21 protein-coding genes are annotated in these 21,382 nt (G+C 71.2%); 9 read left to right on the top strand and 12 right to left on the bottom strand.

The annotated features are described in order from the left end of the window. The first annotated feature begins 24 nt into the window (after positions 1 to 24). Positions 25 to 2,388 (top strand): ribonucleoside-diphosphate reductase subunit alpha, encoded by a 2,364-nt coding sequence (locus ACWC94_RS10835; protein ID WP_450796178.1) that lies wholly within the window; start codon positions 25 to 27, stop codon positions 2,386 to 2,388. Next, the gene (locus ACWC94_RS10830) at positions 2,388 to 3,401 is read left to right on the top strand and encodes a ribonucleotide-diphosphate reductase subunit beta (protein WP_450796177.1); all 1,014 of its coding nucleotides are present in this window, start codon (positions 2,388 to 2,390) and stop codon (positions 3,399 to 3,401) included. Before ACWC94_RS10835 ends, ACWC94_RS10830 begins: the two co-directional genes overlap by 1 nt. A 91-nt stretch (positions 3,402 to 3,492) precedes the next feature. On the opposite strand, the gene ACWC94_RS10825 is transcribed toward ACWC94_RS10830, so the two are convergent. The 10 genes from ACWC94_RS10825 to ACWC94_RS10780 form a co-directional block, all read right to left on the bottom strand. Further along, positions 3,493 to 4,863, bottom strand: coding sequence for a bifunctional albaflavenone monooxygenase/terpene synthase (locus ACWC94_RS10825; protein WP_450796176.1), 1,371 nt, complete (start codon positions 4,861 to 4,863; stop codon positions 3,493 to 3,495). Then, the gene (cyc1, locus tag ACWC94_RS10820) at positions 4,860 to 5,945 is read right to left on the bottom strand and encodes an epi-isozizaene synthase (RefSeq protein WP_450796175.1); all 1,086 of its coding nucleotides are present in this window, start codon (positions 5,943 to 5,945) and stop codon (positions 4,860 to 4,862) included. The genes ACWC94_RS10825 and cyc1 overlap by 4 nt, the downstream gene beginning before the upstream one ends. Before the next feature lie 293 nt (positions 5,946 to 6,238). Further along, positions 6,239 to 6,889: a peptide deformylase gene (gene def / locus ACWC94_RS10815; protein ID WP_450796174.1), complete on the bottom strand. Its 651-nt coding sequence runs from the start codon at positions 6,887 to 6,889 to the stop codon at positions 6,239 to 6,241. Between the two features lie 73 nt (positions 6,890 to 6,962). Then, positions 6,963 to 7,943, bottom strand: a complete 981-nt coding sequence (locus ACWC94_RS10810; RefSeq protein WP_191871517.1) for a hypothetical protein — start codon at positions 7,941 to 7,943, stop codon at positions 6,963 to 6,965. Positions 7,944 to 8,054: 111 nt separating this feature from the next. Further along, on the bottom strand, positions 8,055 to 9,335 hold the full coding sequence (locus ACWC94_RS10805; protein WP_450796173.1) for an HD-GYP domain-containing protein: 1,281 nt from the start codon (positions 9,333 to 9,335) through the stop codon (positions 8,055 to 8,057). Then, a complete protein-coding gene (locus tag ACWC94_RS10800; RefSeq protein ID WP_450796172.1) occupies positions 9,332 to 10,642 on the bottom strand; it encodes an HD-GYP domain-containing protein in 1,311 nt (436 codons plus the stop codon). The genes ACWC94_RS10805 and ACWC94_RS10800 overlap by 4 nt, the downstream gene beginning before the upstream one ends. A gap of 117 nt (positions 10,643 to 10,759) precedes the next feature. Next, the gene (rsrA, locus tag ACWC94_RS10795) at positions 10,760 to 11,062 is read right to left on the bottom strand and encodes a mycothiol system anti-sigma-R factor (protein ID WP_031163379.1); all 303 of its coding nucleotides are present in this window, start codon (positions 11,060 to 11,062) and stop codon (positions 10,760 to 10,762) included. Next, positions 11,059 to 11,754, bottom strand: coding sequence for an RNA polymerase sigma factor SigR (sigR, locus tag ACWC94_RS10790; protein ID WP_351238197.1), 696 nt, complete (start codon positions 11,752 to 11,754; stop codon positions 11,059 to 11,061). The genes rsrA and sigR overlap by 4 nt, the downstream gene beginning before the upstream one ends. A gap of 256 nt (positions 11,755 to 12,010) precedes the next feature. Further along, a complete protein-coding gene (locus ACWC94_RS10785; RefSeq protein ID WP_450796171.1) occupies positions 12,011 to 12,637 on the bottom strand; it encodes an alpha/beta hydrolase family protein in 627 nt (208 codons plus the stop codon). A 1-nt stretch (position 12,638) separates the two neighbouring features. After that, positions 12,639 to 13,493, bottom strand: a complete 855-nt coding sequence (locus tag ACWC94_RS10780; RefSeq protein WP_450796170.1) for an SOS response-associated peptidase — start codon at positions 13,491 to 13,493, stop codon at positions 12,639 to 12,641. 50 nt (positions 13,494 to 13,543) lie between these two features. Here ACWC94_RS10780 and ACWC94_RS10775 point away from each other — a divergent pair, with 50 nt between their 5' ends. The 5 genes from ACWC94_RS10775 to ACWC94_RS10755 all read left to right on the top strand — a co-directional run bounded on the left by ACWC94_RS10775 (position 13,544) and on the right by ACWC94_RS10755 (position 17,375). Beyond that, positions 13,544 to 14,266, top strand: coding sequence for a M50 family metallopeptidase (locus ACWC94_RS10775; protein WP_450796169.1), 723 nt, complete (start codon positions 13,544 to 13,546; stop codon positions 14,264 to 14,266). 67 nt (positions 14,267 to 14,333) lie between these two features. Continuing rightward, a complete protein-coding gene (gene aroA, locus ACWC94_RS10770) occupies positions 14,334 to 15,650 on the top strand; it encodes a 3-phosphoshikimate 1-carboxyvinyltransferase (protein WP_450796168.1) in 1,317 nt (438 codons plus the stop codon). Between the two features lie 9 nt (positions 15,651 to 15,659). Next, positions 15,660 to 16,670 carry a ribosome small subunit-dependent GTPase A gene (gene rsgA, locus ACWC94_RS10765; protein ID WP_450796167.1) on the top strand — a complete coding sequence of 337 codons (1,011 nt, stop codon included), beginning with the start codon at positions 15,660 to 15,662 and terminating at the stop codon, positions 16,668 to 16,670. Positions 16,671 to 16,755: 85 nt separating this feature from the next. Continuing rightward, entirely contained in the window at positions 16,756 to 17,079 is a 324-nt protein-coding gene (locus ACWC94_RS10760) for a DMT family transporter (RefSeq protein WP_450796166.1), read from the top strand. Positions 17,080 to 17,207: 128 nt separating this feature from the next. After that, positions 17,208 to 17,375: a hypothetical protein gene (locus ACWC94_RS10755; protein WP_450796165.1), complete on the top strand. Its 168-nt coding sequence runs from the start codon at positions 17,208 to 17,210 to the stop codon at positions 17,373 to 17,375. 33 nt (positions 17,376 to 17,408) lie between these two features. Here the strand turns inward: ACWC94_RS10755 and ACWC94_RS10750 are convergent, their stop codons facing one another. Continuing rightward, positions 17,409 to 18,014 carry a TetR/AcrR family transcriptional regulator gene (locus tag ACWC94_RS10750; RefSeq protein ID WP_450796164.1) on the bottom strand — a complete coding sequence of 202 codons (606 nt, stop codon included), beginning with the start codon at positions 18,012 to 18,014 and terminating at the stop codon, positions 17,409 to 17,411. A gap of 351 nt (positions 18,015 to 18,365) precedes the next feature. Here ACWC94_RS10750 and hisN point away from each other — a divergent pair, with 351 nt between their 5' ends. Together hisN and ACWC94_RS10740 are read left to right on the top strand one after the other, a co-directional pair. Next, complete coding sequence (hisN, locus tag ACWC94_RS10745) at positions 18,366 to 19,166, top strand: histidinol-phosphatase (RefSeq protein ID WP_450796163.1); 801 nt, start codon at positions 18,366 to 18,368, stop codon at positions 19,164 to 19,166. 148 nt (positions 19,167 to 19,314) lie between these two features. Next, entirely contained in the window at positions 19,315 to 19,710 is a 396-nt protein-coding gene (locus ACWC94_RS10740; RefSeq protein WP_450796162.1) for a CBS domain-containing protein, read from the top strand. Positions 19,711 to 19,830: 120 nt separating this feature from the next. Here the strand turns inward: ACWC94_RS10740 and ACWC94_RS10735 are convergent, their stop codons facing one another. Then, on the bottom strand, positions 19,831 to 21,282 hold the full coding sequence (locus tag ACWC94_RS10735) for a catalase (RefSeq protein WP_450796161.1): 1,452 nt from the start codon (positions 21,280 to 21,282) through the stop codon (positions 19,831 to 19,833). Positions 21,283 to 21,382: the final 100 nt, after the last annotated feature.

The following is a 21,382-nucleotide window of genomic DNA, read 5'->3' as shown; positions in this document are numbered from 1 at the left end:
GTGCCGAGCGAGGGAGAGCCCCACGTGACCATCGCGCCAGCAGATCCGGCTTCAGCCAGCGGCCTGGAGACCGACGGTCCCGGTACCGCGCTGCTGCGGACCCTGACCGAGCTGACCGCCGACCTCCCCGACACCGACCCCGGCCGGGTCGCCGCCGCCGCGCTGCGCGGCCGGTCGGCGCACGCTGACGAGGCGGAGTTGCGCGAGCTGGCCACGGAGGCCGCCGCCGGGCTCATCTCCGAGGATCCCGCCTACTCCCGGCTGGCCGCCCGGCTGCTGACCCTCACCATCCGCGCCGAGGCCGCCTCGCAGGGCGTGACGTCCTTCACCGGGTCCGTGGCCGTGGGGCACCGCGAGGGGCTCATCGCCGACCGGACCGCCGAGTTCGCGCGGCTGCACGCCGAGCGGCTGGACGCGCTGGTCGACACCGGCGCCGACGACCGCTTCGGCTACTTCGGGCTGCGCACCCTGCACAGCCGCTACCTGCTGCGGCACCCGATCACCCGCAAGGTCATCGAGACCCCCCAGCACTTCATGCTGCGGGTCGCCGCAGGCCTCGCCGAGGACGACAGCGTCCGCTCCGTGGACGAAGTCGCCAAGCTCTACGGGCTCATGAGCCGCCTCGACTACCTGCCCTCCTCCCCCACCCTCTTCAACTCCGGCACCCGGCACCCCCAGATGTCGTCCTGCTACCTCCTCGACTCCCCGCTGGACGAGCTGGACTCCATCTACGACCGCTACCACCAGGTGGCCCGGCTCTCCAAGCACGCCGGCGGCATCGGCCTGTCGTACTCCCGGATCCGCAGCCGCGGTTCGCTGATCCGCGGCACCAACGGGCACTCCAACGGCATCGTGCCGTTCCTGAAGACCCTGGACGCCTCGGTGGCGGCCGTGAACCAGGGCGGCCGGCGCAAGGGCGCGGCGGCGGTGTACCTGGAGACCTGGCACTCCGACCTCGAGGAGTTCCTGGAGCTGCGGGACAACACCGGTGAGGACGCCCGCCGTACGCACAACCTGAACCTCGCGCACTGGATCCCGGACGAGTTCATGCGCCGGGTCAACGCCGACGCGCAGTGGTCGCTGTTCTCCCCGGCGGACGTGCCGGAGCTGGTGGACCTGTGGGGCGAGGAGTTCGACGCCGCCTACCGCAAGGCCGAGGACGCGGGTCTGGCGAAGAAGACGATCCCGGCCCGTGAGCTGTACGGCCGGATGATGCGTACCCTCGCGCAGACCGGCAACGGCTGGATGACCTTCAAGGACGCGGCCAACCGCACCGCCAACCAGACGGCCCTGCCCGGTCACGTCGTCCACTCCTCCAACCTCTGCACGGAGATCCTGGAGGTCACGGACGACGGCGAGACGGCGGTCTGCAACCTCGGCTCGGTCAACCTCGGTGCGTTCGTGAGCAACGGGGACATCGACTGGGAGCGCCTCGACGAGACGGTCCGCACGGCCGTCACCTTCCTCGACCGCGTGGTCGACATCAACTTCTACCCGACCGAGCAGGCGGGCCGGTCGAACGCCAGGTGGCGGCCCGTCGGCCTCGGTGCCATGGGTCTGCAGGACGTGTTCTTCAAGCTGCGCCTGCCCTTCGACTCGCCGGAGGCCAGGGCCCTGTCCACGCGGATCGCCGAGCGGATCATGCTCGCCGCGTACGAGGCCTCCGCCGACCTCGCCGAGCGCAGCGGCCCGCTGCCGGCCTGGGAGAAGACCCGTACCGCCCAGGGGGTCCTGCACCCCGACCACTACGACGTCGAGCTCACCTGGCCCGAGCGCTGGGCGGCCCTGCGCGAGCGGATCGCGGCCGTCGGCATGCGCAACTCGCTCCTCCTCGCGATCGCGCCCACCGCCACCATCGCCTCCATCGCGGGCGTGTACGAGTGCATCGAGCCGCAGGTGTCGAACCTGTTCAAGCGCGAGACGCTGTCCGGTGAGTTCCTGCAGGTCAACTCGTACCTGGTGAAGGATCTGAAGGAGCTCGGCGTCTGGGACGCGCGGACCCGTGAGGCGTTGCGCGACTCCAACGGCTCCGTGCAGGACTTCGCCTGGATCCCGGCCGACGTACGGGCCCTGTACCGCACCGCGTGGGAGATCCCGCAGCGCGGCCTGATCGACATGGCGGCGGCGCGGACCCCGTTCCTCGACCAGGCGCAGTCGCTCAACCTCTTCATGGAGACGCCGACCATCGGCAAGCTCTCCTCGATGTACGCGTACGCCTGGAAGTCGGGCCTGAAGACGACGTACTACCTGCGCTCGCGGCCCGCGACGCGCATCGCCCGCGCCGCCCAGGCGCAGGCACCGAAGACCATCCCCGTCCAGCAGGTGGCCGATCCCGACGCGGTCGCCTGCTCCCTGGAAAACCCCGAGTCCTGCGAGGCCTGCCAGTAATGTCCAACCGTCCTCAGAACCTTCTCGACCCGGGCTTCGAACTGACGCTGCGCCCCATGCGCTACCCGGACTTCTACGAGCGCTACCGGGACGCCATCAAGAACACCTGGACCGTGGAGGAGGTCGACCTCCACTCGGACGTCGCCGACCTCGCCAAGCTGACCCCGGCCGAGCAGCACCTGATCGGCCGGCTGGTGGCCTTCTTCGCGACGGGTGACTCGATCGTCGCGAACAACCTGGTCCTGACGCTGTACAAGCACATCAACTCGCCCGAGGCGCGGCTGTACCTGAGCCGGCAGCTGTTCGAGGAGGCCGTGCACGTCCAGTTCTATCTGACCCTGCTGGACACCTACCTCCCCGACCCGGACGACCGGGCGGCGGCCTTCGCGGCCGTCGAGAACATCCCCTCCATCCGCGAGAAGGCCGGGTTCTGCTTCACGTGGATGGACTCGGTCGACAAGCTCGACCGCCTGGAGACGAAGGCCGACCGCCGTCGCTTCCTGCTCAACCTGATCTGCTTCGCCGCGTGCATCGAGGGCCTGTTCTTCTACGGCGCCTTCGCGTACGTCTACTGGTTCCGCAGCCGGGGGCTGCTGCACGGTCTCGCCACCGGCACCAACTGGGTGTTCCGCGACGAGACGATGCACATGTCCTTCGCCTTCGACGTGGTCGACACCGTCCGCAAGGAGGAGCCGGACCTGTTCGACGACGCGCTCCAGCAGCAGGTCACCGACATGCTGAGGGAAGCCGTCGAGGCCGAGCTGCAGTTCGCGCGCGATCTGTGCGGCGACGGCCTGCCGGGCATGAACACCGAGTCGATGCGGCAGTACCTGGAGTGCGTCGCCGACCAGCGCCTCATCCGCCTCGGCTTCGCCCCGGTGTACGGCTCGGAGAACCCGTTCTCCTTCATGGAGCTGCAGGGCGTTCAGGAGCTCACGAACTTCTTCGAGCGCCGCCCGTCGGCGTACCAGGTGGCGGTGGAGGGCACCGTCGACCTGGACGAGGACTTCTGATCCTCCCGCGCCGTTCGCGCACCGCGCCGAACACCTACCGGCGCGCGTTCCGGGGCCCTGGAGCCGCCTGAGCGCGCGCCGGTACCAGGTTCTACCAAGGCATCGGCCTCAGCAGCAGCTTGTGCGGACGCAGGGTGATGCCCACCCGGGTGGTGTCGTTCGACCCCGCGACCTGCTCGAAGCGGTACTTCGCCGAGATCGCCGCGGTGATCAGGCTCAGCTGGGTCATGGAGAAGTGGTCGCTGGGGCACTTGCGGTTGCCCACGCTGAACGGGCTCATGGCGTACTTCGGCACGTCCTTGGCCCGCTCCGGCAGCCACCGGTCGGGGTCGAAGTCGAGGTGGCGGTCATAGGAGCGGGCGTCGCGCTGGATCGCGTAGGGGCTGTAGATGATGTCCGCCCCGGCCGGAATGCGATAGCCACCGAGTGAGGTGTCGGTCACCGCGCGCCGCGTCAATATCCATACGGCGGGCCTGAGCCGCATGGCCTCGACGACGACATTGTTGGTGTGTGTGAGCGCGCGAACGTGCTCGAATCCGACCGGCCGGCCTCCGGTCACGGATTCGACCTCGGTCCGTACCTTCTCGGCGTGTTCCGGGTGTTCCGCGAGAACCTGCAGCAGCCACATGATCGTGGACGCCACCGTTTCGCTTCCGGGGGTGAGTATCGCGACGACCTGGTCGTGGATCTCCTGTTCCCCGATGGGGTCGCCATTGTCGTCCTTTGCCTCCAGCAATGCCGTCAGCAAATCGTCCGGCTTTTGACCAGATGCCCTCCGTTCGGCGACGATCTCGTCCACCAGCAGATGCAAATCGGCCAGGGCCCGGTTGAATTCGCGGTTGGCCGGAAACGGCAGCCGGTACAGCGGTCCGAGCGGGATGACCATCCGGCGGTACATGCCCCGGAAGACGCTGGCGAGGTCGACACTCAGCCGCTCGGCGCGCTCGTCCATGTACTCACCGCGCAGCAGGCAGCGGGCGGCGATGCGCACGGCCACCCGGAAGGACTCGGAGGTGCAGTCGAGGGTCTCGCCGGGCCGCCAGCGCTCGGTGAGCCGATGCGCCTCCTCCTCCATGACGGGCCCGTAGGCCGGTATCGCGTCCAGCCGGAACGCGGGCTGGATGGTGCGGCGCTGACGGCGGTGCCGGGGGCCGTTGGCGGTGGCCACGCCCTCCTTGCCGAGCAGGCCCTCGAGGGACTCCCACAGGGGCCCGTCGATCTTGAAGTCGGCGCTGAGCGCGAGCGCGCCGGTCAGCTCCGGCGTGGTGACGGCGTACACCGTCTTGGGGCCGAGCTTGAGGCGTACGACGTCGCCGTGGTCGCGGAGCCGCGCCATGAAGGCGAGCGGGTCGCGGACCAGTTTCAGGCCGTGCCCGAGGCCCGGTACCGCGCCCGCCGCCAGGGGCGGTTCGCGCAGTTCGGTCTCCTCGGGGGTGGCGGGCCGCACAGACTCGACGGTCATTTCTCACCTGCCGCTTCGTTCGTGACGTAGGGGGGCGTGGACCGGTCGTCCCAGGTGTCGACCATGTACCGGCCGGACTCGTGGTGGAACCAGTAGGCGGAGCTGAACCAGTTGCGCATATTGCCGACACAGGCGCGTACCGCGGCGCTGAGTTCCTTTCCGCGGACCGTTCCGTCGGCGAGGTCGTCGGCGAACCTCAGGGCGTCCTGCTCGGCTTCGAGGAATTCGCTGACGCATTTCTCGACCCGCCGCCTGACTTCGTCCACCGCGTCTTCGAGAGTCATCCTCTCATGGGTGATGAGACTGATTCCGAGATTGTGGACCTCGTCGCCCGCAATTTCTTTCGGAAGCGAGCACAGGTCGTTGTACCAGGCGGCGAATTCCTGACTGAGCAGTGCGGCCCGGCGATAGGCGGGCTTTTTTCGTACGGCGTCCGGGAGTTCACATCCGGCGCTCGGCTCCAGCAGGTCCGTCCATATCCAGTGCGCGAAGGTGTGCCGACGCAGGGCGAGGTATTCCTCGACACCGGGTATGTATCCCTCGGTGCGGTTGCGGAACTCCCGGTCGTAGGCCTCGATGACCGCGTGGAAGTGCCGGGCGAACCGCTGGTTCCAGGTGCGCGACAGGAAGCCGTACAGCCGCAGCGCGCAGTCCGCGAACCCGGCGACCAGCGGGTCGGGGTGGTGCAGATGGTGCCGGGGTGCGTCGAGGGCCGCGTGCAGGCGGTACCTCAGCCGCCGCCAGTCGTCCGCCCGGCCGTGGACCACACAGCGGTCGTGGCAGTCGTCCCAGACGAAGAACCACGCGCTGTAGTCGGCGATGGCCTGCATGACCTCGTCGGGGGCGCCGAGGTAGTAGCCCGCCATCAGGTCGGTGTAGCACAGTCCGTCGGCATATTCCTGCACCTTGTCCGCCGGCATGAGCCGTTTTTCCAGCAGCCAGAGCCGTGTGCTGTGCTGTAGCCGCGGCCAATACGGATGCAGTTGCCGGGGAAAGGCGGACTCGATCACCGGGAGTGCCAGTGAGGGTGGTACGACGATCGCCGTCGGCGTCGCTGTGGTGCTGTGTGGGAAAGCTTGCACGAACAAACCCCTCTCAGCCGCCAGGAGCGCATGCCCCTCTCCGGTTGTGCCGGGCGTGCGCCGTTGCGTATCCCCGCTCTTACATTCAGCACCACAACTGACCGTCATGGGAACGGATTTGCTTCACTCACTACCCCGAGGGTGCCGAGAATCCCGCGTTGTGTGACCGATTAAGGATCACAACGAGGGCAGAAGAGGTCAGTTGTACGACGCACGGATGAGCGAGGCGACGCATGGGAAGGGCGCCCGACCGGGAGTGATCCCGACCGGGCGCCCCAACCGCCGCGTGCCGCCTAGCCGTTGGCGACCACCGGATAACGTGGCTCATTCTCGGCCATCTGCCGCAACGCGTCCTTGCGGTCCCGCTTGGACAGCCGGTCGATGTACAGGTAGCCGTAGAGGTGGTCGGTCTCGTGCTGCAAACAGCGTGCGAAGTAGCCGGTGCCGCGCACCTTGATCGGGTTGCCCTGCTCGTCCTGGCCGGTCACCTCGGCGTAGTCGGGACGGGCGAGCGGCGCGTACGCCGTCGGCACGGACAGACAGCCCTCGTTGCTGTCGTCCAGCCGGCGCCGGTCGGCCGGCAGGTCGACCAGCTTCGGGTTGCACACCACGCCGACGTGCCGGACGCCCTCGTCGTCCATGCAGTCGTAGACGAAGACCTTCAGGTCGACACCGATCTGGTTGGCGGCCAGGCCCACGCCCTCGGCGGTGCGCTGGCTGGCGAACATGTCGGCGACGAGCTGCTGCAGCTCCTCGCCGAACTCGGTGACGTCCTTGCACTCCTTGTGCAGCACCGGGTTGCCGACGACCGTGATCGGCCGCGAGGTGCCGCGCTCCCGCCAGGCCGTCTCGCGCTCCTCGCAGTCCTCCGTGTCGACGACGTAGCCCTCGTCGTCCACGGGGAGCACGCCCGCGTGCTGCTGATCGGTGTCCTGCTGCGCCATGACCGACGTACGCCTTCCTGCAAACCTGTGAAAAGTCTCGGGTACAGCCTAAAGGCGGCCGGTCACCGTCGGCTCAGCAAACCTCTTCGAGATCCCGCCAGTCCCGGGAGTCCGGGCTGTCCGCGACCCACCCGTCCAGCAGCCCACGGACCAGCGAAGCCGGCGCGGCCACCCCGCACTCGCGCTCCGGCACCCACAGCTGCCCGTCCGTCCGGTGCCCCAGCGGGCCGGGATGACCGGGCTCGCTGTGGTCGTGCGGGTCGAGGTGCACACCTTCACCCTCGTCCGAGGGCATCCGGGACTCCGAACACATGCGGCACAGCAGCCTCACGGACGAGGACCAGTCCTCCGCGGCGAACCCGGCGTCGGCGGCCAGCTGCTCCAGCGCGTCCCGGTCCGCCTCCGTGGCCGCCTCCAGCAGGACCACCCAGGTGGGCACGGGCGAGGGCGCCCACAGCTCGATCTCGTCGAAGACCGGGTAGGAGTGTCCGGCGGACGTCGTGCGCTCGCCGTGCGGGACACCGTCGTGCAGCACCACCTCGCCCCAGCGCCGCCCGGACGAGGGAAGCGGGATGGACAGCACCTCCAGCCGCGCCGGGTCCAGCCTGCGGCCCCACACGACCTCGGCCTCGCCCTCCGGGGAGAGCCGTACGGCCGCGCTGCCCAGCTCCATGCCGAGGGGCTCGGCGGAGGCGGCGGCACCCCCGGGCACCTTCAGCCCGTACGCCTGCCAGGCGCGGCGGGCCAGCGGCCAGTCCTGCAGGGCGGTGGCGGCGATACCGACGTTCCACCAGTCGGGCGCCCCGGTCTCCCGGTCCAGCAGGGCGACCGCCCGGAGCCCGGCCGCGCGGGCCTGCTCCCAGTCGTGCCGGAACTTGTGCAGCAGGGCGAGGTTGAACCAGGACTCCGACAGCCAGGGCTCCAGGTCGGCGGCCCGTGTCAGCAGCTCGCCCGCGTCCTCGTACCTGCCGTCGCCGATCAGCGTGAACGCGCGGTCGGTGGCCTGCCGCCAGGAGGCGGAGGGCCGGTGCCGTCCCTTGCCGAAGATCCTCACGATTCCCGCCTGCCAGTTCCAGTTCCGCACAGTGGGCTGGCTTGTGCCCCCGGACACCCTCTCCCTCGCATCCAACCACGTACGGCGGGAAAGGCGCTCATTACCCATGGGTTACCCAGCCGCGCGCGGGGTCAGACAGTGCCGTGCGTCTCCGTCGCCCTCCGCCGGCGCGCTCTCGCACCAGGCCCGCGACCGGGCGAGGACCCGGGCGAGGGACTCCACGACCTCACCGGCGTAGTCACCGGCGGTGCCGAGGCGCAGCTCCTCCAGCGCCCGCAGGGGCCCCTCGGGTCCGGCGTCCCGGGCCTTCTCCTCGTAGGCGTTCACGGCCCGGATGATCCGCGCGGCCACCGGCTGTTCACAGGAGGGGTCCGCCTGCCGCTCCACCACCACGGCGACGGCCGCGGCCACCCCGGTCTGCCGTACGACGGCCCCGCCGAGCAGCGCGATGCGCCGCTGCTCCTCGGGGGGCAGGCCGGCGGTGGCACCGGCCGGGACCGGGTCGACCAGGCTCAGCTGGCCGATGTCGTGCATGAGGGCCGCGTACTCCAGGACGGTCAGCTCGCCCTCGCTCAGGCCGAGGTCCCGGCCGACGGCGAGGCTGAGCGCGGCGACGCGGCGGGCGTGTCCGGCGGGGGTGTATCCGGCGATCTCGGTGGCGCGGGCGAGGGAGGCGATGGTCTGCCGGTTGGTGGCGCGGACGGCCGCGTACCGGCGCACGGACAGCTGGGTGAGCAGCAGGGGCAGGCAGAACACGGGCAGCGCCCACAGGCCGACCACGGCGACCGCGAGCGCCATCACCGCGCCGGTCGCGCAGACGGCGGATCCGATGCCGAGCAGCCCGCGCAGTTCGTCGCGCAGCAGCGGGCCGAACGGCCAGCGGGTGCGGGAGTGGGCGAGGGCCGCGGCGAGGACGGCGTCGCACAGGGCGGTCAGGACGAGGAGGGCGACGAGCAGCAGGGCGTAGGCGGGGCCGCTCCAGGACGCGAACACGCCCTTGTTGAAGAGGGGTTGGAAGCAGACGGCGGCGAACCCGACGCTCAGGACGCGGCGGGCGAGATGATCGAGGGTCGGGGTACGGCCGCACCAGATGTGCGGGACGCCGCCGAGCAGGGAGGCGGCGAGGACGACGGTGACGACCTGGGGCGCGTCGTGCAGCGTCGGGTGTCCGGCGTCGGGTCCGAGCAGGGCGTACGACAGGGATCCGGCGGTGCCCAGCGGTGCGGCCTGCCGCGCCGGGGCTCCGCTCCACCGGGTCAGCTCGCCGACGGCTATGAGCACCCCGAAGGCGAGCGCGACCCCCCGGTCGGCCATGCCGGTCCACAGGGTGGTGCCGAGGGAGGCGGCTGCGGTGAGCCCGGCCGCGGTGTGGATGAACCGGAGGGCGGTCATCGCGGCGCCCCGGTCCGGGGGCCGGCGGCCGGCTGCCGGTCCGGGATCCCGCGCGCCGTCTCGTCGGCCGTGACGGCCGGATGCCAGCCCTGGCGGTCGAGGGCCCGGGCGAGCGCGGTGACCATACGGGGGTCGAACTGCGTCCCGGCGCACCGCTCCAGCTCGGCGACGGCCACCTCGACCGGCCGGGCCCTGCAGTAGGAGCGGGTGGAGGTCATCGCGTCGAAGGCGTCGGCGACGGCGACGACCCGGGCGCACTCGGGGATCCGGTCGCCGACGAGGCCGTAGGGGTAGCCGCTGCCGTCGAGGCGTTCGTGGTGGTGCAGGATCGCGGCGCGGGCCTCGCCGAGGAAGGAGATGCCGCGGACCATCTCGTGGCCGTACTCGGGGTGCAGTTCGATGATCCGGCGTTCCTCGGGGGTCAGCGGGCCGTCCTTGCGCAGCAGCCGGGTGGGGACGCCGAGCTTGCCGACGTCGTGCAGGATGCCGGCGAAGCGGAGCGTCTCGACGCGGTCGTCGTCCATGCCGAGTTCGCGGGCGATCATCACGGAGGCCTGTCCGACGCGTTCGCTGTGGCCGCGGGTGTAGCCGTCCTTGATGTCGACGGCCTGGACGAGGGCGCGGATGGTGGCCTGGTGGGCGGCGCGTTCACGGTGGTACTGGGCGAAGATCCACCAGGACACGCACATCGGCAGCAGCACGAGCAGCGCGGCGACCGGGCCGTACGGGCTGCGCCACAGCACGGCCATCATCAGCCCCGCGAGTCCGTGCACCGCGACCGGCGCGAGGGAACGGGACAGCAGCCCGCGCCAGGCCCGGCGCAGCGGAACGCCCAGGGCGACGGCGCGCAGGCCGCCGTCGAGGAGGGTGAGGACCAGGCAGAAGACGAGGACGGCCGCGCCGGCGGGCAGCAGTGCGTACGGGAAGTCGCAGCCGACGACGGCGTCCCGCCCGCCGAGCGCCCAGTGCACCCGGGCGGCGCCCCACACGGCGAGCGCGGGCTGTGCGGCCCGCCAGACGCGTCTGAGCAGCGCGGGCCGGTGCTCGACCGGTGAGAGCAGGGCCGCGGGCAGCGGGACGAGCGCGGCGGCCGGCGGCGGCAGCAGGAACGCACCGGCGAGCAGGACGGGGTAGAAGGTGCCGCCGAATCGGCGGCGTACGACGTGCTCGCTGGCGGCGCAGACGGCGGAGAGCAGGCCGAGCGCCCACCAGGGGGTGTGGAGCCGCGGCAGTGGCAGGAGGCAGAGCAGCGCCAGCAGGGCGACACCGGCCACATAGCCGCGAGCCCTCGACGGTACCGCCTCCATCGCGCCCCTCCCCGACCGTGCCGGTCCAGGCTCGGAGCCTAGGGCGGGAACCGGGGGGTACGGGGCCTATGACCTGAGGATTAGCACATTCGGGTGAAGGGAGCGGTGACCCGGCGGTCAGCTCTCCTGCGGTGTGACGGTCACGTCGTGGTCCGGCACCGCCTGGCCGGAGCGGATCAGATCGATCCGTCCCATGACCTTGGCGCGCAGGTCGGCGGGCACGTCGTCATGTCCGCAGCACCGCTTGACCAGCTTCTTCACGGCCTGCTCCAGGCCGTACTTCTCCAGGCACGGAGAGCATTCCTCGAAGTGGTGCTGGAACTTGTCGCGATCGACGTCCGGCATCTCGCTGTCGAGGAACTCGTACAGATGGTCGAGGACCTCACTGCAGTCCGTCTCGTGCGGATCTCCGCAGCTCATGAGCCCGAACCTTTCGCTTCGTCCGACTCTCCGGCGCCCGCCGGGACCAGCCCGCGCTCACGGGCGTAGTCCTCCAGCATGCCGCGCAGTTGACGGCGGCCCCGGTGCAGCCGGGACATCACCGTACCGATGGGAGTCCCCATGATGTCCGCGATCTCCTTGTACGCAAAGCCCTCGACGTCCGCGAGATAGACGGCGATGCGGAACTCCTCGGGGATCGCCTGCAGCGCTTCCTTCACGTCCGAGTCCGGCAGGTGGTCCAGCGCCTGCGACTCGGCGGAGCGCAGGCCCGTCGACATGTGCGACTCGGCGCGGGCGAGCTGCCAGTCCTCGATCTCCTCCGCGGCGGAGCGCTGGGGCTCGCGCTGCTTCTTGCGGTAGGAGTTGATGAAGGTGTTGGTGAGGATCCGGTACAGCCACGCCTTCAGGTTGGTGCCCTCGCGGAACTGGTGGAAGGACGCGTACGCCTTGGCGTACGTCTCCTGCACCAGGTCCTCGGCGTCGGCCGGGTTGCGCGTCATGCGCAGCGCGGCCGAGTACATCTGGTCGAGGAATTCCAGCGCGTCCCGCTCGAAGCGCGCACTGCGCTCGGCGGTGGACTCGGAGGTCGTCTCCGCGCTCACACCCTGGCCCTCGGGCTGCTCCGCCTGGCCGTTGTCGGTCCCTGCGTCGGTACCGGTGACCGGACCCACCTCCTCAAGATCCCGGGCAGGACCGAGAGCGGTCCCACTCGATTCGGAGGATAGAACACGACCCGTGCCTGCCGCCCCTCGAATACGAGGGGCCTTGGCCGCGTGCAGCACCGTCCAGTCCAGGTCAGCGCGGCGCTCACGGCTCGGGCAAACGGTCGAACCCATGCGGCGGACTTCCTCTCCCACGACGTCTGTGCCGAGGCCTCAGCACTTCTGTCCGCCACAACAGTGGTCCGGGGCGGCGCATTCCCGCCCGTCACCCGAGTGACGTGAGCCACTGCGCGACGCCCTCGGTGACGATCTCCAGGGCCCGCTCCTGGGTGATCTCCGCGCGCTTGGGAACCGCGAAACCGTGATCCCCGTACGGCACCTCGATCAGCCCGAAGTCGCCTTCGGGGAACTCCGCCGGCTTCCCGAAGGGGTCGTTGCCGCCCTGCACGACCAGCGTGGGCACCCCGGCGCCGAGCAGTTCCGCGGCGCGGGACTTCTCGGGCCTGCCCGGCGGGTGCAGCGGGAAGCTCAGCGCGAGCACGGCGTGCGCGCCCAGTTCGGCGGCGGTACGGCAGGCGACCCGGGCACCGGCGCTGCGCCCGCCGGAGACCACGGGCAGTTCCATTCCGGCCAGTGCCGGCCAGATGCCGCGCCAGCCGCTGTCCAGGGTGTTCGGCGCGGGGGCGACCTTCTTCCCGGCGACGCGCCAGGGCTGCTCCACCAGGGCCACGGTCACGCCGTGCGCGGGGAGGGCCCGGGCGAGCGCCTGGAGGTCACGTGCCTCGACGCCCCCGCCGGCGCCATGGCTCACGGCGAGGACCAGCCCGGGGTCCTCCGCCCGGTGCCAGGTGATGCGTGCGGTTCCGGCGTCGGTCTCGACAATCTCGATCACGCTAGAAGAGTGTGCCCTCTTCCGGCGCCTGAAGCTCCTTCAGCAGCTCCGGACCGTTGTTGCGGACGTTGCTGACGGCCGTGGAGACCGGGTAGGCACGCATCAGGCCGGGCGGGGGCGGGGCGAGCAGGTCGCGCAGGTGGTCGGGGTCGGTGCGGGAAGGGTCGAGCCAGGCGTCCCAGCGGTCCGGGGTGAGCATCAGGGGCATCCGGGGGTGGATGTCGGCGAGGGTGTGCGGGCCGTCGGCGGGGGCCACGGCCAGCGGGGTCGTCTCGGCCTCCGTGGTGATCACCGAGCAGGTCACCCACCAGGCCCGCGGGTGGTCGTCGGGCAGGGTCCGGTCGCGCCAGAACTCGTACAGCCCGGCCATCGCGAACACCGAGCCGTCGGCCGGCAGCACGAAGTACGGCTGCTTGCGCGGCCGCTTCTTCTTCCCCTCGACCTCCAGCTCGCGCTCCTGCGTGCCGGTGACCCACTCGTAGTAGCCGTCGGCGGGGATGATGCAGCGGCGGGCGGCGAAGGCGCGGCGGTAGGCGGGCTTCTCGTGCACGGTCTCGGCGCGCGCGTTGATCATCCGGGCGCCGCCCTCGGGTGTCTTGGCCCAGGAGGGCACCAGGCCCCACTTCAGCTTGCGCAGCTGGCGAACCGGACGCGGGGAGTCCGCGTCTTTCACGGGACGGTCGAGGACGGCGTAGACCTCCTTGGTCGGAGCCACGTTGTAGTCCGGCTCCAGGGTCTCCTCGGGCTCCCTCCCCCGGAGGCCCGACTCCGCTCGCTCTGAGGGGACCCCCATCTCGATCCCGAAGATTCCTGCGAGATCCTCGGGTCTACGACTCGATGCATACCGTCCGCACATACGTGTCACACTGCCAGACTTCGTCCGACGACAGGGAGCCGCTCAGAAACATGGACAGCCTCGCCGCCCTCGCGCTGCCCGACCTCTGGGACCGGCTCACCGGTACCCAGCCCGATCCCGACCTGTGGGTGGTGCTCGCCACCCTGGGCGCCGCGCTCGCCGTCGTCGTCCCGCACCGTCCGTGGCGCATATCGCGCAACGCGATCACCATCGCGCACGAGGGCGGCCACGGCCTGATCGCGCTGCTCACCGGCCGACAGCTCACCGGGATCCGGCTGCACTCCGACACCAGCGGCCTCACGGTCAGCCGGGGCAAGCCGTACGGACTGGGCATGATCCTGACGGCCGCCGCCGGATACACGGCGCCCTCGCTGCTCGGCCTCGGGGGCGCGGCCCTCCTGGCCGCGGGGCGCATCACGCTGCTGCTGTGGGCGGCGACGGCGCTGCTGGTGGCGATGCTGGTGATGATCCGCAACGCGTACGGCGTCCTGACCGTGGTGCTGGCCGGGGGCGCCTTCCTGCTGGTGTCCTGGCTGGCGGGGCCCCAGGTGCAGGCGGCGTTCGCGTACGCGGTGGTGTGGTTCCTGCTGTCCGGCGGGGTACGCCCGCCCTTCGAGCTGCAGATGAAGCGGTCACGGGGTGGCGCGGGGGACTCGGACGCGGACCAGCTGTCCCGGCTCACGCACGTACCGGCGGGGCTGTGGCTGTTCCTGTTCCACGCGGTGACGCTGAGTTCACTGATCGGCGGGGGCCGCTGGCTGCTGGAGGTCTGAAGCACGCGCAGCCCCCACTCGGCCCACACGAAAAACGACACCACTGCCGTCCTTATACAGTGGCCCCATGGCCCCGAACACCGCCCCTCCCGCCCTCTGGCCCGCCCCGCACGCGAGCGGAGCCGTCGACGCGACGGTCCACGTGCCCGGGTCCAAGTCGGTCACCAACCGCGCACTGGTGCTGGCCGCCCTCGCCTCCGAGCCCGGCTGGCTGCGCCGGCCGCTGCGCTCCCGCGACACCCTGCTGATGGCCGGTGCGCTCCGGGCCATGGGCGTGGAGATCGAGGAAGGGGTCGGCCCGGACGGGTCCGGCGAGGCCTGGCGGGTCCTGCCGACGGGCCTGCACGGCCCGGCCACGGTCGACGTCGGCAACGCCGGCACGGTGATGCGCTTCCTACCGCCGGTGGCCGCGCTGGCCGACGGCCCCATCCGGTTCGACGGCGACCCGCGGTCGTACGAGCGTCCCCTGCACGGCGTGATCGACGCGCTGCGGCAGCTCGGCGCCCGGATCGACGACGACGGCCGGGGCGCGCTGCCGCTGACCGTGCACGGCGGCGGGGCCCTGGACGGCGGCCCGGTGTCCGTCGACGCCTCCTCGTCCTCCCAGTTCGTGTCGGCCCTCCTGCTGTCCGGCCCGCGCTTCAACCAGGGCGTCGAGGTCCGGCACACCGGCGCCTCGCTGCCCTCCGTGCCGCACATCCGGATGACCGTCGACATGCTGCGCGCGGTCGGCGCCCAGGTCGACACCCCGGAGTCGGGCGGCGAGCCGAACGTGTGGCGGGTGACCCCGGGCGCGCTGCTCGGCCGGGACCTGACGATCGAGCCGGACCTGTCCAACGCCCAGCCGTTCCTGGCGGCGGCCCTCGTCACCGGCGGCAAGGTGCTGATCCCGGACTGGCCGGAGCGCACCACCCAGCCCGGTGACCGGCTGCGGGAGATCTTCACCGAGATGGGCGGTTCCTGCGAACTCACCGAGTTCGGGTTGGTGTTCACCGGTTCGGGTGCCCTCCACGGCATCGACGTGGACCTGGGCGACGTCGGTGAGCTGACCCCCGGTATCGCGGCGGTGGCGGCCCTCGCGGACTCCCCCTCGACCCTGCGGGGCGTGGCGCATCTGCGGCTGCACGAGACGGACCGGCTGGCCGCGCTCACCAAGGAGATCAACGAGCTCGGCGGTGACGTCACCGAGACCGCCGACGGCCTGCACATCCGCCCGCGCAAGCTGCACGGCGGGACCTTCCACACCTACGAGGACCACCGCATGGCGACCGCCGGCGCGATCATCGGCCTGGCGGTCGAGGGCGTCCGGATCGAGAACGTGGCGACCACGGCGAAGACCCTGCCGGACTTCCCCGAGCTGTGGACCGGGATGCTCGGGCAGTAGGGACACGCCATGCGCCGCTACGGCAAGCACACCGACGAGGACGACATCCGCACCCGTCCCAACCGCAAGGGCAACCGGCCGCGGACGAACATCCGGCCCAAGCACGAGGACGCCGCCGGGGGCCTGGTCCTCACGGTCGACCGCGGCCGGCTGACCTGCCTGGTCGACGACCGGCCCGTGATCGCGATGAAGGCCCGCGAGCTGGGCCGCAAGGCGGCGGTGGTCGGGGACCGGGTGGCCCTGGTCGGCGACCTGTCCGGCAAGAAGGACACCCTCGCCCGGATCGTCCGGATCGAGGAGCGCACATCGGTGCTGCGGCGCACGGCCGACGACGACGACCCGTTCGAGCGGGTGGTCGTGGCGAACGCGGACCAGCTGGCGATCGTCACGGCGCTGGCCGACCCGGAGCCCCGTCCCCGGCTGATCGACCGCTGTCTGGTCGCGGCCTTCGACGGCGGTCTGGAGCCGCTGCTGGTGATGACCAAGTCGGACCTGGCCCCTCCGGACAAGCTGCTGGAGCTGTACGGCGCGCTCGACATCCCCTACGTCGTCACCAGCCGCGAGGAGTTGGAGAACGGGGACGCTGCGGACCGGGTCCGGGAGCACCTGGACGGCAGGGTCACCGCGTTCGTGGGTCACTCGGGCGTGGGCAAGACGACGCTGGTGAACGCGCTGGTGCCGCAGGAGCGCCGCCGTATGACGGGCCATGTGAACGCGGTGACGGGCCGCGGCCGCCACACCACGACCTCCGCCCTGGCCCTGCCCCTGTCCGATGCGGACGGCTGGGTCATCGACACCCCCGGCATCCGCTCCTTCGGCCTGGCGCACATCGACCCCTCGCGTGTGATCCACGCCTTCCCGGACCTCGAACCCGGCACGGAGGGCTGCCCGCGCGCGTGCAGCCACGACGAGCCGGACTGCGCGCTGGACGCCTGGGTCGAGGAGGGCCACGCGGATCCGGCGCGGCTGTTTTCCCTTCGCCGGCTGCTGGCCACCCGGGAGCGCAGGGAAGGCGACTGACCACCGCGTTGTTTGGCCGGGTGCGAGGCCGGTAAGTGCATAATCGCACCGAGCCGGAGATCCGGATCAAGCGGGAGGACAGCACATGGCGTGGCTGCTGGTCATGGTGGCCGGGATCCTGGAGACCGGATTCGCCGTGTGCCTGAAGCTCTCGCACGGGTTCACCCGGCTCTGGCCGACGATCGCCTTCGCCTCCTTCGCCCTCGGCAGCTTCGGTCTGCTGACCCTGTCCCTGAAGAAGCTCGACGTCGGCCCCGCGTACGCGGTGTGGACCGGTATCGGCGCGGCCGGCACCGCGATCTACGGCATGGTCTTCCTGGGCGACCTGGTCTCCACCTTGAAGATCGTCTCGATCAGCCTGGTCATCGTCGGGGTGATCGGCCTGCAGTTGTCCGGGTCGGCGCACTGAGGCCGTGGCATGGACTGCGCGCGGACCCGCGGGGCGTGCGGCGCGAACGCCGAGTGGCGGGCGGACCCGCGGGGCGGCGGGCTGGTCGCGGCACAACCAGGCGGAACCGAGGGCCCGTTCAGGCCGGGGTGAAGGGTCCCTACAACCGGGCCGACACCGGCGTCTGGCGCCTCGCCCACTCCGTCGGGCTCAACCGGCGCCCGGAGATCCTCGCCGTCCGCTCCGGCCTGGCGGACTTCGGGGCGGAGGGGCCTGCGGACATCGACGACACGAAGGCGGGGTGGCTGGCGAAGTAGCCCGGCGTCCGGGACCGCTCGGGCTCATCGGGCTCACACCGTCCGGTGCGGGACGACCGCTCGGACCAGTTCCGCCATGCCGCTCTCGCCCGGTGGGGCCGCGACGCAGGACAGGGCGAGGCGTACGACCAGTTCGCAGGGGCGGGTCAGCTCGGCGGTGTCGGCGGGGGCGGCGGTGGGGTCCGCCAGGGCGCTGACCGCGCGGTCCCGCACGATCCGCACGAAGTCACGGGGCGTCGGCAGCGGCCCGTCCGCGCGGCGCTGCGCCGGCACCGAGGAAGAGGACGGCACGGCGGCGAGCGCAGGGGCGGGCAGCCGCTCACTCCAGCAGCCGGTGAGCATGGCCCGGACCAGCGCGTTCTCCCGCGCGGCGGCGCTCGTCCACTCGACCACGGCGATGAGCCGCTCCCTCGGCCCGCCCGGCCCGGCGAGGGCCCGCTCCACCCCGGCGAGGTATCCGTCGGCCTCCCGCCGCACCAGTGCCCGGGCCAGTCCGTCCTTGCTGCCGAACTCGTTGTACAGGGTCTGCCGGGACACTCCGGCCGCCGCGGCCACGTCGACCATCCGCACCGTGGACCACGGCCGGCGCGCGAGGGCCGTATGGGCGGCGTCCAGTAGGGACTCCCGGGCAGCAGGCATTCTCGCCTCCCTGACACGGTGCGGCTCTGCGCCCAGATTTGACGCGCCGGTATGCACTGTCAAGGGTTCCGGGGCCTGCTTCGCGCCGCGGGTGAGGGATCGCCGTGGGCGTACGCCACCGCGGCCCGGTGCGGGCGGGGGATCGCCGTGGGCGTACGCCACCGCGGCCCGGTGCGGGTGCGCGGCCGGCTGATCGCGCCGTCCCCCAGCGCCCTTCACGGGGTGCTCGCGGCCCCCGCGAGCGCGAGCGTGCGGACTTCCCCCTTCCCCCGCCCAGCCACGGCACACGGCGCCCCCGACACCCCCCGCCCTGCTGGCCCCACGGCAGCGGCGGCAGATACCGTTCCTCATATGCTGGACTACCTCGACGACCTCCGCTTCGCCCACGTCCTCGCGGACGCCGCCGACGCCGCCACCATGGACCGCTTCAAGGCCCTCGACCTGAAGGTGGAGACGAAGCCGGACATGACGCCGGTCAGCGAAGCGGACAAGGCCGCGGAAGAACTCATCCGCGGCCAGCTCCAGCGCGCCCGCCCGAGGGACGCCATCCTCGGCGAGGAGTACGGCATCGAGGGCACCGGCCCCCGGCGCTGGGTGATCGACCCCATCGACGGCACCAAGAACTACGTCCGCGGCGTCCCCGTCTGGGCGACGCTCATCTCCCTGATGGAAGCAGGCGAGGAGGGCTACCAGCCCGTCGTGGGGGTCGTCTCCGCCCCCGCGCTGAACCGCCGCTGGTGGGCCGCGAAGGGCCACGGCGCCTTCACCGGCCGCAGCCTGACCTCCGCGAGCCGCATCCACGTCTCCCGTGTCGGCAAGCTCGCGGACGCGTCCTTCGCGTACTCCTCCCTCTCCGGCTGGGAGGAGCGGGGCCACCTGGACGGCTTCCTGGACCTGACCCGCAAGGTGTGGCGCACGCGCGCGTACGGCGACTTCTGGCCCTACATGATGGTCGCCGAGGGGTCCGTGGACATCTGCGCAGAGCCGGAGCTGTCGCTCTGGGACATGGCCGCCAACTCGATCGTCGTCACCGAGGCCGGCGGCACCTTCACCGGCCTCGACGGCCGCCCGGGCCCGCACAGCGGCAACGCCGCCGCGTCCAACGGCCTGCTGCACGACGAGTTGCTGGGGTATCTCAACCAGCGCCAGTGAGACACGGGAGGAACCCGCACACGCCCCCAACTGGCGTCGCGCGCCCTCTTGTTGACCCGTCCTTTACCTGGCACTCTGAACCCACCCCCACTTGTGAAATTGTGAATCCCCCTCCAACGGCGGGGATTCCTAGGAGGTGGCCCCTTCCATGCTCGTCCGAGACGCCATGAGCACGGTGATCCTCACCGTCGGCCCCGCCCACACCCTCCGCCAGGCAGCCGCCCTGATGTCCGCCCGTCGCGTCGGCGCGGCCGTGGTCCTCGACCCGGACGCCGGCGGCATCGGCATCCTCACCGAACGCGACATCCTGAACTCCGTCGGCCTCGGCCAGGACCCGGACACGGAACGCACCCACGCCCACACCACCACCGACGTCGTCTTCGCGGCCCCGACCTGGACCCTGGAGCACGCCGCCCGCACCATGGCCCACGGCGGCTTCCGGCACCTGGTCGTCCTCGACCGCGGCGAGGTCGCCGGCATCGTCTCGGTCCGCGACATCATCCGCTGCTGGGTCCCGGCCCGCGAGCCCGCGGCGGCGCTCTGAGCACGTTCCGGACACGCACGCACAGCAGCACGCGCCGAGCGCGCTGCGAGCACGCGGAACGGGCCGGACCCCGAGCACCGTGGGATCCGGCCCGCCCAGCGGCACGGGCGTGCCGCCGGCTCAGCCGCGCAGCGCCTGCACCGCCACTTCCAGCCGCTTGCCGAAGTCGGCGTCGGCGTTGCGGAAGTTGCCGATCGCGCGCTCGGCGATGTCCTCGCGCGAGACCTTGGCGATGAAGCCCGCCAGGTTCGCGACCAGCCGCTCCTTCTCCTGCTCCGACATCAGCCGGTAGAGCGCCCCCGCCTGCACGAAGTCGTCGTCCTCGGCGTGCGCCGGCGTCGGGTGGTTGCCGGTGGAGCCGTCGACGGAGGTGGACTGCCACAGCGCGTGGCCGGTCTGCCGCGGCCCGCCGAAGCTGTTGGGCTCGTAGTTCTTCGCCGCGCCGTGCCGGCCGTCGTACAGGAAGCCGTCACGGGAGTTCGTCCGCGCCTCGGTGGCGCGGGGACGGTTCACCGGCAGGTGGTCGGCGTTGATGCCGACGCGGTAGCGGTGCGCGTCGCCGTAGGCGAACAGACGCCCCTGCAGCATCTTGTCGGGCGAGGGACCGATGCCCGGCACGAAGTGCGCGGGGCTGAAGATCGCCTGCTCGACCTCGGCGAAGACGTTCCGCGGGTTGCGGTTCAGCTCCAGCCGGCCGATCTCGACGACCGGGTAGTCCGCGTGCGGCCACACCTTGGTCAGGTCGAACGGGTTGAAGCGGTACGCCGCCGCGTCGGCCGCCGGCATGATCTGCACACCCACGGTCCAGCTCGGGAACTCGCCGCGCTCGATCGCCTCGCGCAGGTCACGCTGGTGGGAGTCCGGGTCCCTGCCCGCGAGGACCTCGGCCTCCTGGGCGGTGAGGTTCTTGATCCCCTGGTCGGTCTTGAAGTGGTACTTGACCCAGAAGACCTCGCCGGCCGCGTTGTTCCACTGGAAGGTGTGCGAGCCGAAGCCGTCCATGTGGCGGTACGACGCCGGAATGCCTCGGTCACCGAACAGCCAGGTCACCTGGTGGGTCGACTCCGGCGACAGCGACCAGAAGTCCCACACGTTGTCGGCTTCCGTGGAGCCGGTGTACGGGTCGCGCTTCTGGGTGTGGATGAAGTCCGGGAACTTGATCGCGTCCCGGATGAAGAACACCGGGGTGTTGTTGCCGACGAGGTCGTAGTTGCCCTCCTCGGTGTAGAACTTCAGCGCGAAGCCCCGGGGGTCACGGACGGCGTCCGCCGCGCCGAGGTTGCCGGCCACCGTCGAGAAGCGCAGGAAGACCTCGGTCTCCTTGCCGACCTCGGAGAGGAAGGCGGCGCGGGTGTACGGGGTGACGTCGGCGGTCACCGTGAAGGTGCCGTACGCGCCCGCGCCGCGGGCATGGACGACCCGCTCGGGGATGCGCTCCCGGTTGAAGTGGGCCAGCTTCTCCAGCAGCAGCTGGTCCTGGACCAGGACCGGCCCGCCGACGCCCGCCGTCTCGCTGTTCTGGTTGTCGGCGACCGGAGCCCCGGCCTCCGTGGTGAGCGGTCCCTGCGTCACGTGCGCCTCCTGCGTCATCGCTGACTAGTCCTGTCCCAGTCCTGCCCTGCGGCCAAATCCGGTCTCGATCCTACATTGGACTAGATCTAAGTCAAACAAT

Source organism: Streptomyces sp. NPDC001135, assembly GCF_053598395.1.
This window is presented reverse-complemented; position numbering and strand designations above follow the sequence as displayed.